The 16,746-nt window shown below is 45.4% G+C and carries 12 protein-coding genes; all 12 read left to right on the top strand.

Annotated elements, in window-relative coordinates:
* The first annotated feature begins 2 nt into the window (after window positions 1-2).
* The 12 genes from murE (at window position 3) to secA (ending at window position 16,702) form a co-directional block, all read left to right on the top strand.
* Window positions 3-1,487: a UDP-N-acetylmuramoyl-L-alanyl-D-glutamate--2,6-diaminopimelate ligase gene (gene murE / locus DUN60_RS00800; RefSeq protein WP_114632972.1), complete on the top strand. Its 1,485-nt coding sequence runs from the start codon at window positions 3-5 to the stop codon at window positions 1,485-1,487.
* Entirely contained in the window at window positions 1,487-2,860 is a 1,374-nt protein-coding gene (locus DUN60_RS00805; protein WP_054547820.1) for a UDP-N-acetylmuramoyl-tripeptide--D-alanyl-D-alanine ligase, read from the top strand. Before murE ends, DUN60_RS00805 begins: the two co-directional genes overlap by 1 nt.
* The gene (mraY, locus tag DUN60_RS00810) at window positions 2,857-3,939 is read left to right on the top strand and encodes a phospho-N-acetylmuramoyl-pentapeptide-transferase (protein ID WP_054547819.1); all 1,083 of its coding nucleotides are present in this window, start codon (window positions 2,857-2,859) and stop codon (window positions 3,937-3,939) included. Before DUN60_RS00805 ends, mraY begins: the two co-directional genes overlap by 4 nt.
* A gap of 57 nt (window positions 3,940-3,996) precedes the next feature.
* Window positions 3,997-5,313: a UDP-N-acetylmuramoyl-L-alanine--D-glutamate ligase gene (gene murD, locus DUN60_RS00815; RefSeq protein WP_114632973.1), complete on the top strand. Its 1,317-nt coding sequence runs from the start codon at window positions 3,997-3,999 to the stop codon at window positions 5,311-5,313.
* 22 nt (window positions 5,314-5,335) lie between these two features.
* Window positions 5,336-6,532, top strand: coding sequence for a cell division protein FtsW (gene ftsW / locus DUN60_RS00820; RefSeq protein WP_017087507.1), 1,197 nt, complete (start codon window positions 5,336-5,338; stop codon window positions 6,530-6,532).
* Between the two features lie 12 nt (window positions 6,533-6,544).
* Window positions 6,545-7,606 carry an undecaprenyldiphospho-muramoylpentapeptide beta-N-acetylglucosaminyltransferase gene (gene murG, locus DUN60_RS00825; protein WP_114632974.1) on the top strand — a complete coding sequence of 354 codons (1,062 nt, stop codon included), beginning with the start codon at window positions 6,545-6,547 and terminating at the stop codon, window positions 7,604-7,606.
* A 13-nt stretch (window positions 7,607-7,619) separates the two neighbouring features.
* Window positions 7,620-9,080 carry a UDP-N-acetylmuramate--L-alanine ligase gene (murC, locus tag DUN60_RS00830; protein ID WP_114632975.1) on the top strand — a complete coding sequence of 487 codons (1,461 nt, stop codon included), beginning with the start codon at window positions 7,620-7,622 and terminating at the stop codon, window positions 9,078-9,080.
* A 278-nt stretch (window positions 9,081-9,358) separates the two neighbouring features.
* A complete protein-coding gene (locus DUN60_RS00840; protein WP_004729846.1) occupies window positions 9,359-10,051 on the top strand; it encodes a cell division protein FtsQ/DivIB in 693 nt (230 codons plus the stop codon).
* Window positions 10,044-11,312, top strand: a complete 1,269-nt coding sequence (gene ftsA / locus DUN60_RS00845; RefSeq protein WP_004729844.1) for a cell division protein FtsA — start codon at window positions 10,044-10,046, stop codon at window positions 11,310-11,312. Before DUN60_RS00840 ends, ftsA begins: the two co-directional genes overlap by 8 nt.
* A gap of 31 nt (window positions 11,313-11,343) precedes the next feature.
* Window positions 11,344-12,573, top strand: coding sequence for a cell division protein FtsZ (gene ftsZ, locus DUN60_RS00850; RefSeq protein WP_017084771.1), 1,230 nt, complete (start codon window positions 11,344-11,346; stop codon window positions 12,571-12,573).
* Window positions 12,574-12,669: 96 nt separating this feature from the next.
* Window positions 12,670-13,587: a UDP-3-O-acyl-N-acetylglucosamine deacetylase gene (gene lpxC, locus DUN60_RS00855; RefSeq protein ID WP_017087510.1), complete on the top strand. Its 918-nt coding sequence runs from the start codon at window positions 12,670-12,672 to the stop codon at window positions 13,585-13,587.
* A gap of 388 nt (window positions 13,588-13,975) precedes the next feature.
* Window positions 13,976-16,702: a preprotein translocase subunit SecA gene (gene secA, locus DUN60_RS00860; RefSeq protein ID WP_114632976.1), complete on the top strand. Its 2,727-nt coding sequence runs from the start codon at window positions 13,976-13,978 to the stop codon at window positions 16,700-16,702.
* Window positions 16,703-16,746: the final 44 nt, after the last annotated feature.

Raw genomic sequence — 16,746 nt, forward strand, 5'->3', positions numbered from 1 at the left:
ATATGAGTAATAGCCTCACGCTGTCATCTTTACTTTCTCCTTGGGGAGACTTTAGTTCACCTGAACTGGAGTCGATTGCTGTTGAGCAATTGGAGCTAGATAGCCGAGCCATCAAGGAAGGTGATATTTTTGTTGCCGTAGTCGGACATGCTGTTGATGGCCGTCGTTTTATCGACAAAGCGGTCGCACTGGGAACTCATGCTGTTATTGCACAGGCCGATGCTGAAAAGCCTCATGGTCTGATTGAATGGTTGGATACTGTCCCTGTTATTTACATTAACAACCTTAACTTGGTGCTATCTGAGTTAGCTGGTCGTGTTTACTCGTGTCAAGCGACTAAGTTGATTGGTGTTACCGGCACCAATGGCAAAACCACCATCACCCAGCTGATTGCTCAATGGCTTGATCTCGTCGGTCAACGCTCAGCGGTAATGGGCACGACAGGTAATGGTTTCTTAGACAATCTAAAAACCGCAGCGAACACCACAGGCAGTGCCATCGAAATACAGCGCACACTGAGTGAGTTAGCTGCAGAAAAAGCTATCTACACGGCAATGGAAATCTCTTCTCACGGTTTGGTGCAAGGTCGAGTAAAGGCTTTGGACTTTGAGATAGGTGTATTTACTAACTTGAGTCGTGATCATCTTGATTACCACGGCACGATGGATGAGTACGCTCTGGCTAAGAAGAGCCTGTTTACTCAACACAAATGCAAGCACGCAGTGATCAATGTAGATGACGAAGTGGGTAAAGCTTGGATGCCGGACTTATCCAATGCTATTGCAGTCTCACTGTTACCGCTAACGGGCTATCAACAGTCGGTGTGGGCATCTGATGTCGCTTATGCAGAAACCGGTATCAAGCTCTCTTTCGATGGTAGCTGGGGGCAAGGGAAGCTTTCTGTTCCACTGATTGGTCAGTTCAACGCATCAAACGTACTGGTTGCTTTTGCGACTTTGCTTGCGTTGGGTATCGAAAAGCAAATTTTGGTCGACACTGCGCCTCAGCTTCAACCTGTGATTGGCCGTATGGAGCTTTTCCAAGTTCCGAGCAAAGCCAAGGTGGTTGTCGATTACGCTCATACGCCCGATGCGCTAGAGAAAGCATTGGCAGCACTGCGCGTGCATTGCTCAGGAAAACTGTGGGCAATCTTTGGTTGTGGTGGAGATCGCGACACTGGTAAGCGCCCAATGATGGCTGCGACCGCAGAGCAGTTCGCCGATAAAATCATTATTTCAGATGATAACCCTCGTAGCGAAGAACCGGCACTGATTGTCAAAGACATGCTAGCTGGCTTAAGCAAACCTGAAGCTGCGTTTGTCGAACACGATCGCTACCAAGCGGTTAAGTTTGCGCTTGAGCAGGCAGGCAGCGATGACATTATTCTTCTGGCTGGTAAAGGCCATGAGGATTACCAAGTATTGAAAGATAAAACGGTACATTACTCAGACCGAGAGTCTGCGCTTCAACTTTTAGGTATTTCATAATGATTGATGTATCACTTGAGCAAATCTGCTCCGTGGTCAGTGGTGAGCTGATCAAAGCGGGCAACTCGAACAATAACGTAATCAATGCAGTTTCAACGGATACTCGTACCGTTGAAGAAGGCGCCTTGTTTGTCGCTATCGTTGGAGAGCGTTTCGACGCGCATGACTTTTGCCATCAAGCCGTTGAGGCAAACGCGAGCGCGTTGTTAGTCGAACGAAAACTTGACCTAAATATTACTCAAGTTGTTGTCGAAGACACTAAACTTGCTTTAGGTGAACTAAGTGCTTGGATTCACAAACAATGTGACGTGCCAACGATGGCGATTACAGGCAGCTGTGGCAAAACGACCGTTAAAGAGATGGTGGCGAGCATTTTACAGCAGCGTGGCAAGGTGCTGTTTACGGCGGGTAACTTCAATAATGATATTGGTGTGCCTTTGACCTTGTTACGCAGTGAACCCAATGATGACTATGCAGTGATCGAATTAGGCGCTAACCATATTGGTGAAATTGCCTACACCACTCAGCTAGTGAAGCCACAAGTTGCCTTAGTTAATAATGTAGCCGCGGCTCATTTAGAAGGCTTTGGTTCGATTGATGGTGTGAAGCAAGCGAAAGGTGAAATTTTTCAGGGGCTTGCTGCTGGTGATACTGCTATTGTTAATTTAGAGAGCAACGGTGGTGACTTTTGGAATGAAGTACTTGCGGATAAAACGGTTCTGACATTTTCTGAAAGTAACCATGAAGCTGATTATTTTGCTGAAAATATCGAAATCAACGACCAAGGCGAAGCTTGCTTTGATATGCAAACGCCACTAGGTGTTACAGCTGTTGAACTTGGTATTATTGGTCAGCATAACGTGGCGAACGCGTTGGCAGCTGCAGCGTTGAGCATCCAATTTGGTGCAACGCTTGATGAAATAAAAAGTGGTTTAGCGAATCTTATCTCGGTTAAAGGGCGAGTTGAGGTTCAACAATTAAGTCAGAATATCAAGCTGATAGATGACAGTTATAATGCCAGCGTACCCGCGATGAAGGCGGCAGCCAAACTGCTGTCGAGCTTCAAAGGTCAACGTTGGTTGATTTTAGGTAATATGGCTGAATTAGGCGACGAAAGTCTTGCACTTCACCGTCAAGTCGGTGAATATGCTGCCCCATTCGCTTTTGAGCATGTACTCACTTACGGTGATGATACCAAGGTGATTAGTGAGGTCTGTAATGGTACCCACTTTGCAACGCATCAAGCGATGATCGCGCACATAGAGCAGCACTTACGCTTGCCAGAAAACGCGTCACATACCTTGTTGGTAAAAGGCGCGAATAGTGCAGGAATGAGTAAAATAGCCGCTGCTTTAAAGGAGAACTTTTCATGATAATTTGGCTTGCAGAGCTACTACAGCCACACCTTTCTTTTTTCCGTTTGTTCGAATACCTATCGTTTCGTGCAATCGCGAGTATTTTGACGGCGTTATGCCTGTCGCTGTGGATGGGACCTCGTTTAATTGAGCGTCTGCAAATGCTACAAATTGGCCAAGTTGTTCGTAATGACGGCCCTGAATCTCACTTTAGCAAACGTGGTACACCAACCATGGGTGGCGTGATGATCCTAGCTGCCATTATTATTACAGTATTAATGTGGTCTGATCTTTCTAACCCTTACGTTTGGGCGGTATTAGTGGTACTTGCTGGTTATGGCGCGGTCGGTTTTGTTGATGACTACCGTAAAGTGGTTCGTAAAAACACCGATGGCTTGATTGCTCGCTGGAAGTACTTCTGGCAATCTGCGATTGCATTGGTTGTGGCATTTGCTCTGTATGCTCACGGGCACGATACTGCAGCAACTCAATTAGTGGTTCCTTTCTTTAAAGATGTGATGCCACAGCTTGGTTTATTGTACATCGTACTGACTTATTTTGTTATTGTGGGTACCAGTAACGCGGTAAACCTAACAGACGGCCTAGATGGTTTGGCAATTATGCCAACGGTGATGGTTGCTGCTGGTTTTGCTGTAATTGCATGGGCAACAGGTAATGTTAACTTTGCAGCATATCTACACATTCCATACATCCCATACACTTCTGAGCTTGTGGTTGTATGTACTGCTATCGTCGGTGCCGGACTTGGCTTCCTATGGTTCAACACTTACCCAGCGCAAGTATTCATGGGCGATGTTGGCTCACTAGCGCTTGGTGGTGCACTGGGTGTGATCGCGGTGTTAGTTCGCCAAGAGTTGGTACTGGTTATCATGGGCGGTGTGTTTGTAATGGAGACCTTGTCAGTTATTCTGCAGGTGGGCTCTTACAAATTGCGTGGTCAGCGTATTTTCCGCATGGCTCCGATTCACCACCACTATGAACTGAAAGGTTGGCCAGAGCCGCGCGTAATCGTGCGCTTTTGGATCATCTCAATGGTATTAGTACTGGTTGGCCTAGCGACACTGAAAGTTCGTTAATCTTATGTGAGCCTCTGATTAGAGGCTCTTTAAAACTATTAAGAGCATCTTGTTTAAATGGAACGTTGGCAAAATATTCAAAATGTAGTGGTTGTGGGGCTCGGTATTACCGGGCTCTCTGTCGTTAAACATCTCGTAAAATATCAGCCTCATACTCATGTGAAGGTGATTGATACTCGAGAGCTACCACCAGGAAAGGAATCTTTACCTGAATCGGTAGAACTGCATTCTGGAAGTTGGAATAGCCAATGGTTAGCGGAAGCTGATTTGGTGATTGCTAACCCAGGTATCGCCTTAGCGACGCCTGAAATACAAGATGTTATTCAAGCGGGAACTCCGGTTGTTGGCGATATTGAACTGTTTGGCTGGGCGGTAGACAAACCTGTTGTGGCTATCACAGGTTCCAATGGCAAGAGCACAGTGACCGATCTAACGGGTGTACTTGCAAAGGCTGCTGGTCTTAACGTTGGTGTTGGTGGCAACATCGGTATTCCTGCCTTAGACCTTCTTGAGCTTGATGCTGATTTATATGTCCTTGAGCTTTCAAGCTTTCAGCTAGAGACAACATCCAGTCTAAACCTTGCAGCGGCGGCCTTTTTGAACTTGTCAGAAGATCATATGGATCGCTATCAAGGCATGGCCGATTACCGTGACGCCAAATTAAGAATTTTTAACAACGCTCAGTACGCGATTGTAAACCGCGAAGACAAAGAGACTTATCCAGATCACGAGATGCAGGTAGTGACATTTGGTCTCGATGACCAAGAGTTTGGTGTGGCAACAATTGATGGCACTGAATGGCTAATCGATAACGCTAAGCCAGTACTTCCTACCCAAGATTTGACATTGGTTGGACGTCATAATGTGGCGAATGCGTTAGTCTCGTTGGCACTACTTAAGCTAGTCGGTATCGATTACAACAAAAGCCTTGAAGCTTTGAAAACCTACAACGGTTTAACTCATCGTTGCCAAGTGGTGGCAGATAAACGCGCTATCAAATGGGTTAACGACTCGAAAGCAACCAATGTAGCCAGCACATTAGCCGCTTTGTCGGGGCTAGAGTACCAAGGTACTTTATATCTTTTGGTTGGTGGCGTGGGTAAAGGTGCCGATTTCAGTGAGCTTGAACCTGTGTTGTCACAGCTAGAACATGTTCAACTGTGTTGCTTCGGTGAAGATGCCGCGCAATTTATGCCATTACATCCATCGGCGAAGACGTTTGATACCATGCGTCACATCATCGAGAGTATCTCTGCACAACTAGCCTCGGGTGACATGGTGATGTTGTCTCCTGCGTGTGCGAGCTTCGATCAATTTAATAACTTCATGGCGAGAGGTGATGCGTTCACTGACCTTGCCCATGAGTATGCCTAACGTGTTGAAGGACTAACATTCAGTGCAAAGAGTGAAAGAGATTAATCAATCCATTTGGCAATGGCTAAACCGTGCCACACCAGAGGCGCTCTACGATCGTCAGTTGGTTTGGATTGCTCTTGGACTGATGCTGACGGGCTTGGTAATGGTAACGTCGGCTTCGTTCCCAATCAGTGCTCGTTTAACCGATCAGCCGTTTCACTTTATGTTCCGCCATGCCATTTTCTTGGTGTTAGCGTTAATCGTATCCAGCGTCATATTGCAAATTCCAATGAAGCGTTGGTTTCAATACAGCATGTATCTACTGGGTTTATCCTTCTTTTTGCTGGTCGTGGTATTGGCTGTCGGTAAGTCGGTTAACGGTGCATCGCGCTGGATCCCTCTTGGATTATTTAACTTACAACCCGCTGAAGTCGCTAAGTTGTCGCTGTTTATCTTTATGGCGGGTTATTTAGTTCGTAAACAAGACGAAGTGAGAAAAACCTTCTTCGGTGGCTTTGGTAAACCGATCATGGTATTCGGTGCTTTTGCTGTGTTACTACTTGGCCAGCCCGATTTAGGTACAGTAGTTGTAATGCTGGTGACCTTGTTCGGAATGTTATTTATCGCAGGAGCCAAGCTTTCACAGTTTATTGCCTTGATGGTGGCGGGTATTGCTGCGGTCGTTGGCTTGATTGTTATAGAACCTTATCGTGTTCGACGTGTTACCTCATTTTGGGAACCGTGGAATGACCCGTTTGGCAGTGGCTACCAGTTAACTCAATCGCTAATGGCATTTGGTCGTGGTGATTGGATGGGGCAAGGCCTTGGAAACTCGGTTCAGAAGTTAGAATATTTACCAGAAGCACATACCGATTTTGTGTTTGCGGTATTAGCTGAAGAGTTGGGTTTTGTTGGCGTGACCTTAGTGCTGATCCTTATTTTTAGTTTGGTGCTTAAAGCCATTTTAATTGGCAAAAAAGCCTTCGAGAACGACCAGTTATTCAGTGGTTATCTTGCCTTTGGTATTGGTATTTGGTTTGCTTTTCAGACGCTTGTTAACGTAGGTGCTGCATCGGGTATTGTTCCGACCAAAGGTCTAACCCTGCCGCTTATCAGTTACGGTGGTTCAAGCCTTATCGTGATGTCAGTAGCGGTTTCTATGCTGCTGCGTATCGATCACGAATGCCGAATGCAACAAAAAGAACAAGCCGACAATCAAAACGAATTAGTAGAATAAGAATCTAACGTGATGAAACAAAACAAAAAACTTTTAGTGATGGCTGGTGGAACTGGCGGTCACGTTTTCCCAGGGTTAGCGGTGGCGAAAAAGCTTCAGCAACAAGGTTGGGAAATTCGCTGGTTAGGAACTGCGGACCGAATGGAAGCGGATCTGGTGCCAAAGCATGGTATTGAGATCGACTTCATCAAGGTGAAAGGCCTGCGTGGTCAAGGCATTAGCAAGCTAATTAAAGCGCCATTCCAGATTATTAATGCCATACTTCAAGCAAGACAGCACATCAAAGCATGGCAACCAGATGTGGTGCTTGGAATGGGTGGTTACGTGAGTGGCCCCGGTGGCATCGCGGCATGGTTATCCGGTATTCCTGTGGTTCTACATGAACAAAATGCAGTGGCAGGTTTAACCAACCAATGGCTATCTAAAATTGCTAAAAAAGTGTTCCAAGCTTTCCCTGGTGCGTTTCCTACTGCACAGGTGGTGGGTAACCCAGTACGTGAAGATGTTGTTGCCTTAGCTGAACCCGAACAACGCATGGCAGAGCGTGACGGCGATATTCGTATCCTCGTGATGGGTGGCAGTCAGGGCGCTAAGATCCTGAACGATACCTTGCCAGTGACCATGGCCCAGCTTGGTGAAGGTTTTACTGTGGTGCATCAAGCCGGTAAAAACAATCAACAGCAAGTGATTGAACAATACAAATCACATTCTGTAGATAATGTTCAAGTGACTGAATTTATTGATGATGTGGCGCAAGCTTATGAGTGGGCAGATCTATTAGTGTGTCGCTCAGGCGCGTTAACTGTATCGGAAGTATCCGCTGCTGGAGTGGGTTCTATTTTCGTTCCGTTTATGCATAAAGACAGACAGCAAGCGTTGAATGCCGATCACCTAGTTGAATGTGGCGCAGCGTTAATGATTGAACAGCCTCAATTGACGGCTGATAAGCTAGCGAACACGATTGCTCAGCTTGATAGAAATGAATTAAAAATGATGGCAACAAAAGCTCGTCAAGCAGCCAAGCTTGATGCTGATGTGACCGTCGCTGAAGCGATTAAAGCTTTAGCAAAATAATGAGATTGAATTGATGACGATTGAACATACCCAAGACTTAGCGCAAATCCGTGCAATGGTGCCAGAGATGCGCCGTGTTAAATCTATCCACTTCATCGGTATTGGTGGCGCAGGAATGAGCGGGATTGCTGAAGTCTTGCTTAATGAAGGCTACCAGATCACGGGTTCTGATATTGCTCAAAACCCAGTGACCGATCGTTTAGTTAGCAAGGGTGCTACCGTTTACATCGGCCACCAAGCAAGTAACGTTGCTGATGCAAGTGTGGTGGTGGTTTCAACCGCTATCAACGAAGAAAACCCAGAGATTATTGCTGCTCGTGAAGCGCGTACACCTATCGTTCGTCGTGCAGAAATGCTGGCTGAGCTGATGCGTTTTCGTCATGGCATTGCTGTGGCAGGTACGCACGGTAAAACCACTACGACCGCGCTAGTGACACAAATATATTCGGAAGCGGGTTTAGATCCAACTTTCGTCAACGGTGGTTTGGTAAAAAGTGTGGGCACTAATGCTCGCCTAGGTTCGAGTCGTATTCTTATCGCTGAAGCCGATGAAAGTGACGCGTCATTCTTACACCTTCAACCAATGGTTAGTATTGTGACTAACATTGAAGCGGATCATATGGATACCTACGGCGGCGATTTTGAAACGCTAAAGCAGACGTTTATTGATTTCTTACACAATCTGCCATTCTACGGTCAGGCTGTGATGTGTGTTGATGATCCGGTAGTACGTGAGCTTATTCCTCAGGTTAGCCGTCAAGTGATTACCTACGGCTTCTCAGAAGACGCTGATATCCGCATTGAAAACTATGTACAACAAGGTCAGCAAGGCCAGTTTACGGTTGTTCGCAAAGGTAAAGCCAATCTCGATATTACGTTGAACATTCCCGGTCGCCATAACGCACTGAACGCATCAGCGGCGATTGCGGTTGCGACGGAAGATGACATCAGCGATGAAGCGATTCTAAAAGCGATGGCTGGAACGGAAGGCACTGGCCGTCGTTTCGATCACCTTGGTGAATATGAAACGGGTAAGGGTGTTGCAATGCTGGTCGATGATTACGGCCATCACCCAACCGAAGTTGATGTCACCATTCAAGCTGCACGAAGTGGTTGGACTGATAAACGTCTTGTGATGATCTTCCAACCGCACCGTTATAGCCGCACTCGCGATCTGTATGATGACTTCGCGAACGTTCTTGAGCAGGTTGATGTGCTTATTCTGTTAGATGTTTATTCTGCAGGTGAGAAACCTATTGCAGGGGCTGACGGACGCTCGTTAAGTCGAACTATTCGTGGGCGTGGTAAGATTGATCCCATCTTTGTTGCTGATATCAACACGCTGCCGTCGGTTTTAGCCAACGTTATTCAAGGCGGAGACCTTGTTTTAACACAGGGTGCTGGTGATGTTGGCCGTGTAGCGAAGCAACTTGAATCGCTACAATTAGACATTAATAAGATGCAAAACGCGTAACAGAATACTGTATACAGACTGTGGTTGATCGCTCACTTCTTGCGATTGACCTAAAATTGACCAAAAATCTTATTATCAACGTTTGATAGTTTGATTTTGCTCAGTATAATTCATAGGTTAAAGTAAGTGCTTTTACCTCTATTACGAAGATAGGGAATAGAATTGCGAACCAACGACAGGGAATGCGGGCTTTGGTAGAAAGTACTTTTAGCGAAAACCGCCACCTATTCAGTTTACCATCGCTAAAGAAACACGCTGTAGGCGGGTCTTTTTTTGTCATGGTACTGCTATTCATTGGATTTCTTTTCTATACCACACTGACTTGGATGTGGGACGATCAGCGATTGCCTCTCTCCAAAATAGTACTTCAAGGCGACTTAACTTACGTAACTGCTGGTGATGTTCAACATGCCTTTGGCGAGCTAGAGCATATTGGCACGTTCATGTCGCAAGACATCGGTGTGTTGCAAGACAGTTTAGAAGCGTTACCTTGGGTTTCAGTGGTGTCCATTCGTAAGCAGTGGCCAGACACAATAAAAGTATTTTTGACTGAGTATCATGCAGCAGCAATCTGGAACGGTAACATGCTGTTGAATGATAATGGTCAGGTGTTTAATGGTGATATCGGTCTTTTGAAGGGCGATAGAGTCAAGCTTTACGGCCCAGACGGCACCAGCCAAAAAGTGATAGAAAAGTGGCGACAAATAACTCCTTTGATTAACAATCTAGGGTTAACCGTTACTTCGCTCGTTCTCAATGAGCGTCGCGCTTGGCAAATAATCCTAGATAACGGTATCCGTTTAGAACTAGGTAAAGATTCTTTAGATGAGCGTGTTGAACGCTTTATTTCGCTTTATAACGAATTAGGAAGTAAAGCGAATCAAGTGAGCTACATCGACCTCAGGTATGATACGGGAGCCGCTGTAGGCTGGTTTCCAGAGCAAGAGTTAGAAGAGAGCACAGATGACTAAGACCGCAGATGACAACATAATCGTTGGTCTTGATATAGGCACTGCGACCATATCAGCTCTAGTTGGTGAAATATTGCCTGATGGTCAAATCAATATCATTGGTTCAGGGCAAAGCCCATCCAGAGGTATGGATAAAGGTGGTGTAAACGACCTAGAGTCGGTAGTGAAGTCAGTTCAGCGAGCCATTGATCAAGCAGAGTTGATGGCGGAATGCCAAATCAGCAATGTGTTTATCTCGCTATCGGGCAAACATATCGCAAGCCGAATTGAAAAAGGCATGGGCACTATTTCTGATGAAGAAGTGTCTCAAGACGATATGGATCGAGCGATCCATACCGCGAAATCAATTAAAATAGGTGATGAGCAGAGAATTCTGCACGTGATTCCACAAGAATTTACCATCGATTATCAAGAAGGGATCAAGAATCCACTTGGTTTATCTGGTGTTCGAATGGAAGTCAGTGTTCATCTAATTTCTTGCCACAGCGACATGGCGAGAAACATTATTAAAGCTGTTGAACGATGTGGTCTCACTGTAGAACAAATCGTGTTTTCAGGACTTGCCTCAAGCAATGCGGTAATTACTGACGACGAGAGAGAGCTTGGAGTATGTGTTGTTGATATTGGTGCTGGTACGATGGATATTTCCATTTGGACTGGCGGCGCATTGCGACACACAGAAGTCTTTTCCTACGCAGGAAATGCAGTAACCAGTGATATTGCCTTCGCTTTCGGCACGCCAGTGAGCGATGCTGAAGAGATAAAAGTAAACCACGGTTGCGCTCTGAGTGAACTCGTAAGCAAGGATGATTCTGTTAACGTCCCTAGTGTAGGTGGCCGTCCATCGAGAAGTTTGCAAAGACAAACTTTGTCGGAAGTGATTGAACCACGTTACACTGAACTTATGGGTCTCGTTAACCAAACTATTGATACGGTTCAATTACAGCTACGAGATGAAGGTATTAAACACCACCTTGCAGCTGGCGTCGTTCTCACTGGTGGAGCGGCACAAATTGACGGATTGGTAGAGTGTGCGGAACGTGTTTTCCGCAATCAAGTTCGAGTTGGTAAGCCGTTAGAAGTTAGTGGCTTAACTGACTATGTTAAAGAGCCGTATCATTCTACGGCGGTTGGTTTACTTCATTACGCAAGAGATTGTCAGATAAGTGATGAGGGTGATTACAGCGAACCTAAGCGTTCAGCACCTTCTATGTCAGGCTTGTTTGGTAAATTGCGTAATTGGATACAAAAAGAGTTTTAACCTGAGTTGCAGGAAAAAACGGAGATAACACATGTTTGAACCGATGATGGAAATGTCTGACGATGCAGTAATTAAAGTCGTTGGAGTTGGTGGCGGTGGCGGTAATGCTGTTGAGCACATGGTACGTGAATCGATCGAAGGCGTAGAGTTCATCAGTGTTAATACTGATGCTCAAGCCCTTCGTAAAACGAGCGTGAGCAGCGTGATCCAAATTGGTGGTGATATCACTAAAGGTTTGGGCGCTGGTGCAAATCCACAAGTAGGCCGTGATGCAGCTCTCGAAGATCGAGAAAGAATTAAAGAAGTTCTAACTGGCGCCGATATGGTATTTATCGCAGCTGGTATGGGCGGTGGTACAGGTACAGGTGCTGCTCCAGTTATTGCTGAAGTTGCGAAAGAGTTGGGTGTGCTAACGGTTGCTGTTGTAACTAAGCCATTTAGCTTTGAAGGCAAAAAGCGTTTAGCGTTTGCTGAGCAAGGTATCGAAGAGCTTTCTAAACATGTGGATTCTTTAATTACGATTCCAAATGAAAAGCTACTTAAAGTACTTGGCCGTGGCGTAACACTGCTAGAAGCTTTCGCAAGTGCAAATGATGTACTTAAAAACGCTGTACAAGGTATCGCTGAGCTAATTACTCGCCCTGGTATGATTAACGTCGATTTCGCGGATGTTCGCACTGTGATGTCGGAAATGGGTCATGCAATGATGGGTAGCGGTATCGCAAAAGGTGAAGACCGTGCTGAAGAAGCTGCTGAAACGGCAATTTCTAGCCCATTACTAGAAGACATCGACCTAGCTGGCGCGCGTGGCGTTCTTGTGAACATCACTGCAGGCCTAGATATGCGTTTAGATGAATTCGAGACTGTGGGTAATACAGTTAAGGCATTCGCTTCTGATAACGCAACGGTTGTTATTGGTACCTCTCTAGACCCTGATATGACGGATGAAATCCGTGTAACTGTTGTTGCAACAGGTATCGGCACAGAGAAAAAACCAGACATTACTCTAGTTGCTGGTGGTAAAGCAAAAGTAGCGCCAACGCCTCAACCTCAAGTTGCTGTTCAAACGGCAGCAAAAGTGGAAGAGAAAGTGGCACAACCATTGCAGGAAAAAACTGAGGTAAAACCTCAAGTTAAACCACAGCCAACAACGTCACCTGTTTCTTCGGGTACAGGCGCTAGCCAGAGTGCAGCACCTAAAGCTGAGAAAGAGAGCGGATATTTAGATATTCCAGCATTTTTACGACGTCAGGCTGATTAACAAATACCCAAAATTTGACTATCGTCGAATTAATGGTAAAATTCGCGGTTGGTAAATACTGACCGTGATTTGTAGCACTGATAACGAGGCAAGCAGATGATCAGACAACGTACTCTGAAAGAAATTGTGAAAACAACTGGTGTGGGTCTCCACTCTGGTCGTAAAGTCACACTTACTCTTCGCCCGGCAGCTGCAAATACAGGTATTGTTTATCGTCGTACAGATGTAAATCCACCTGTAGATTTCCCAGCTGATCCAGCATCAGTTCGTGACACTATGTTATGTACTGCTCTTGTTAATGACGAAGGCGTACGTATCTCTACAGTGGAGCACCTTAACGCAGCTCTAGCTGGAATGGGTATCGACAACATTATTGTTGAAGTCGATGCTCCAGAAATTCCAATTATGGATGGTAGCGCAAGCCCATTTGTATACTTGCTACAGCAAGCGGGTGTTGAAACACTGAATGCAGCGAAGCGTTTTATTCGAATCAAAAAGCCTATCCGTTTTGAAGATGGCGATAAGTGGGCAGAGTTTGTTCCATTTAACGGCTTCCGTATGGACTTTGAGATCGACTTTAACCACCCTGCGATTGAATCGGATGAGCAACGTTTGTTGTTTGATTTCTCATCACAAGGTTTTGTGAAGCAGATTTCTCGCGCTCGTACTTTCGGTTTCATGCGCGATATTGAGTACCTTCAGTCTCAAAACCTAGTACTTGGCGGTAGCTTTGATAATGCTATCGTACTGGACGAATACCGAATTCTTAATGAAGAAGGCCTTCGTTTCGACAATGAGTTTGTAACTCATAAAGTATTGGATGCGATTGGTGACCTTTACATGTGTGGACACGCTATTATTGGTGAGTTCCGTGCATACAAATCAGGTCACGGCCTAAATAACCAACTTTTACGTGCAGTTCTTGCTGACGCAGAAGCTTGGGAGTGGGCAACATTCGAAGAAGAAGCTGGCTCTCCAGTTGCTTTCGCAGAACCGGGTATGGTTCTAGCGTAATTGTTGTTTACAACAATATAAGATTTCAAAAACCAGGCCATTGGCCTGGTTTTTTTGTATCTATTTTCCAGATACAGTGTCGTTAACCTCCGGAAATTGCTGGCTAATGGGCTGCTGTCTGCTTAATCCATCAGCAATTAGAAAGAAAAGTTCCAAGCACATCAAACAAATGGTGTTCTAAATGGTCGTTAGTGTGAAAATTACTTACACTAAAGGGCATTAATTTTAACTCAAGCCTTGAAAACTCTACTCTCAAGTACAATATCAAAGATACTAGATTTATCTCAGTATCCTTGGTTAGTAACTGAAGACTAGTTCATAGCTAGTAGAGACTGACGGCATTTAAAATAGATCGCGGACGATCTGAGAACGAAGAGATTCCAAGCACATGATTACTAAGCTGCTGACAAAGGTAATTGGCAGTCGCAATGACAGAACACTGCGCCGCCTTAGAAAAATTGTAAAAGAAATTAATAACTACGAACCAACGTTTGAAGCACTTTCTGATGAAGAGCTAAAAGCAAAAACGGTTGAGTTTCGTGAGCGCTTAGATAAAGGTGAATCGTTAGATCAACTTCTACCTGAAGCTTTCGCTACGGTACGTGAAGCGTCTAAGCGTGTTTACGGCATGCGTCACTTTGACGTGCAAATGATTGGTGGCATGGTTCTAAATGCTGGCCAAATTGCAGAGATGCGTACTGGTGAAGGTAAGACACTTACCGCAACCCTACCAGCTTATCTAAACGCGCTACCAAGCAAAGGTGTTCACGTAATAACGGTGAACGATTACCTAGCGAAGCGTGATGCGGAAACAAACCGTCCATTATTTGAATTCCTTGGCATGACTGTTGGCGTGAATGTGGCAAACATGGCTCCGCCAGAGAAAAAAGAAGCGTACCAAGCGGATATCCTATACGGAACAAACAACGAGTTTGGTTTTGATTACCTACGTGACAACATGGCTTTCCGTGCTGAAGACCGAGTTCAACGTGAGCGCTTCTTCGCAGTAGTCGATGAGGTTGACTCAATCTTAATTGATGAAGCTCGTACTCCGTTAATTATCTCTGGCCCAGCTGAAGATAGTTCAGATCTTTACACGCGCATTAACACTCTAATTCCTTCTCTAGAGCGTCAAGATAAAGAAGATTCAGAAGAGTACCGTGGTGAAGGTCACTACACCATGGACGAAAAATCAAAACAGGTTCACCTGACTGAAAACGGTCAAGAATTTGTAGAAGAACTAATGGTCAAAAACGGCTTGATGGAAGAGGGTGACACACTTTACTCTCCAACCAATATCAGCCTATTGCACCACGTGAATGCTGCGCTTCGTGCACACGTATTGTTTGAGAAAAACGTCGACTACATCGTTACTGAAGAAGGCGAAGTGGTTATCGTTGATGAACATACTGGTCGTACTATGCCAGGTCGTCGTTGGTCTGAAGGTTTACACCAAGCTGTTGAAGCTAAAGAAGGTGTGAAGATTCAAAATGAAAACCAAACGCTAGCATCGATTACATTCCAGAACTTCTTCCGACTGTACGAAAAACTGTCAGGCATGACAGGTACTGCTGATACTGAAGCTTTCGAGTTCCAGTCTATCTACGGCCTAGAAACGGTAGTTATCCCAACCAACAAGCCTATGGTTCGTAACGATATGCCAGATGTGGTTTATCGTACTGAAGAAGACAAGTTCAATGCGATCATTGAAGACATCAAAGACCGTGTTGCAGCTGGTCAGCCATCACTGGTTGGTACGGTTTCTATCGAGAAATCTGAACTGCTGTCTAACGCACTGAAAAAAGCAAAAATTAAGCACAACGTACTAAATGCTAAGTTCCACGAGATGGAAGCTGAGATCGTTGCGCAGGCTGGTATGCCGAGTGCGGTAACTATCGCAACTAACATGGCAGGTCGTGGTACCGATATCGTGTTAGGTGGTAGCTGGCAGGCACAAATTGAGAAGCTAGATAATCCAACCAAAGAGCAGATCGACAAGATCAAAGCTGACTGGAGAGTTGTCCACGATACAGTTCTTGAGTCAGGTGGTCTGCACATCATTGGTACTGAGCGTCATGAATCTCGCCGTATCGATAACCAGCTACGTGGTCGTTCTGGTCGTCAAGGTGATGCGGGTTCTTCTCGTTTCTACCTATCAATGGAAGATTCTCTACTACGTATCTTTACGTCTGATCGTATGGCTGGTCTTATCCAAAGTGGTATGGACGAAGGCGAAGCGATTGAATCTAAGATGCTGTCTCGCTCAATTGAAAAAGCTCAACGTAAAGTGGAAGGTCGTAACTTCGACATCCGTAAGCAGCTTCTTGAGTACGATGATGTAGCCAATGACCAACGTAAGGTTGTTTATGAGCTACGTGATGAACTGATGAGTTCTGATGACATCAGCGAGATGATCGAACACAACCGTGAAGATGTACTGGCGTCAGTCATTGATGAATACATCGCTCCTCAATCTCTTGAAGACATGTGGGATATCGCGGGTCTGCAAGATCGTCTGAAGAATGACTTCGACCTAGACTTTGATATTCAAGGTTGGTTAGACGAAGACGACAAGCTTTATGAAGAAGCATTGCGTGAGCGTATTCTTGGTATGGCGGTAGATTCGTACAAACAGAAAGAAGAAGTGGTTGGTGCTCAAGTACTGCGTAACTTCGAGAAGTCTGTGATGCTACAAACGCTAGACGGTCTTTGGAAAGAGCACTTGGCTGCGATGGATCACCTTCGTCAAGGTATCCACTTACGTGGTTATGCTCAGAAGAACCCGAAACAAGAGTACAAGCGTGAGTCGTTTGAACTGTTTGAAGGCCTACTCGATGTGCTGAAAACAGATGTTGTAACCATCCTTTCTAAAGTTCGCGTTCAGCAACAAGAAGAAGTTGAAAAGATGGAAGCTCAACGTCAAGCTCAAGCTGAACAAGCGGCGCGTCGTGCACAAGCACAACACGCAATGGCTGAAAACCAGCTAGCTGACGATGAAGCGGATGCGGCATCTCCACAAACGGTAGTACGCGATGAGCGTAAAGTGGGTCGTAATGAACCATGTCCATGTGGAAGTGGTAAAAAATACAAACAGTGTCACGGCAAAATTGACTAAGTTTGGTGAATCGTCGCTGTAACGGATGATTGCAGTGTCGGACG

It is taken from the genome of Vibrio splendidus (assembly GCF_003345295.1).
GTDB classification, from domain to species: domain Bacteria; phylum Pseudomonadota; class Gammaproteobacteria; order Enterobacterales; family Vibrionaceae; genus Vibrio; species Vibrio splendidus_K.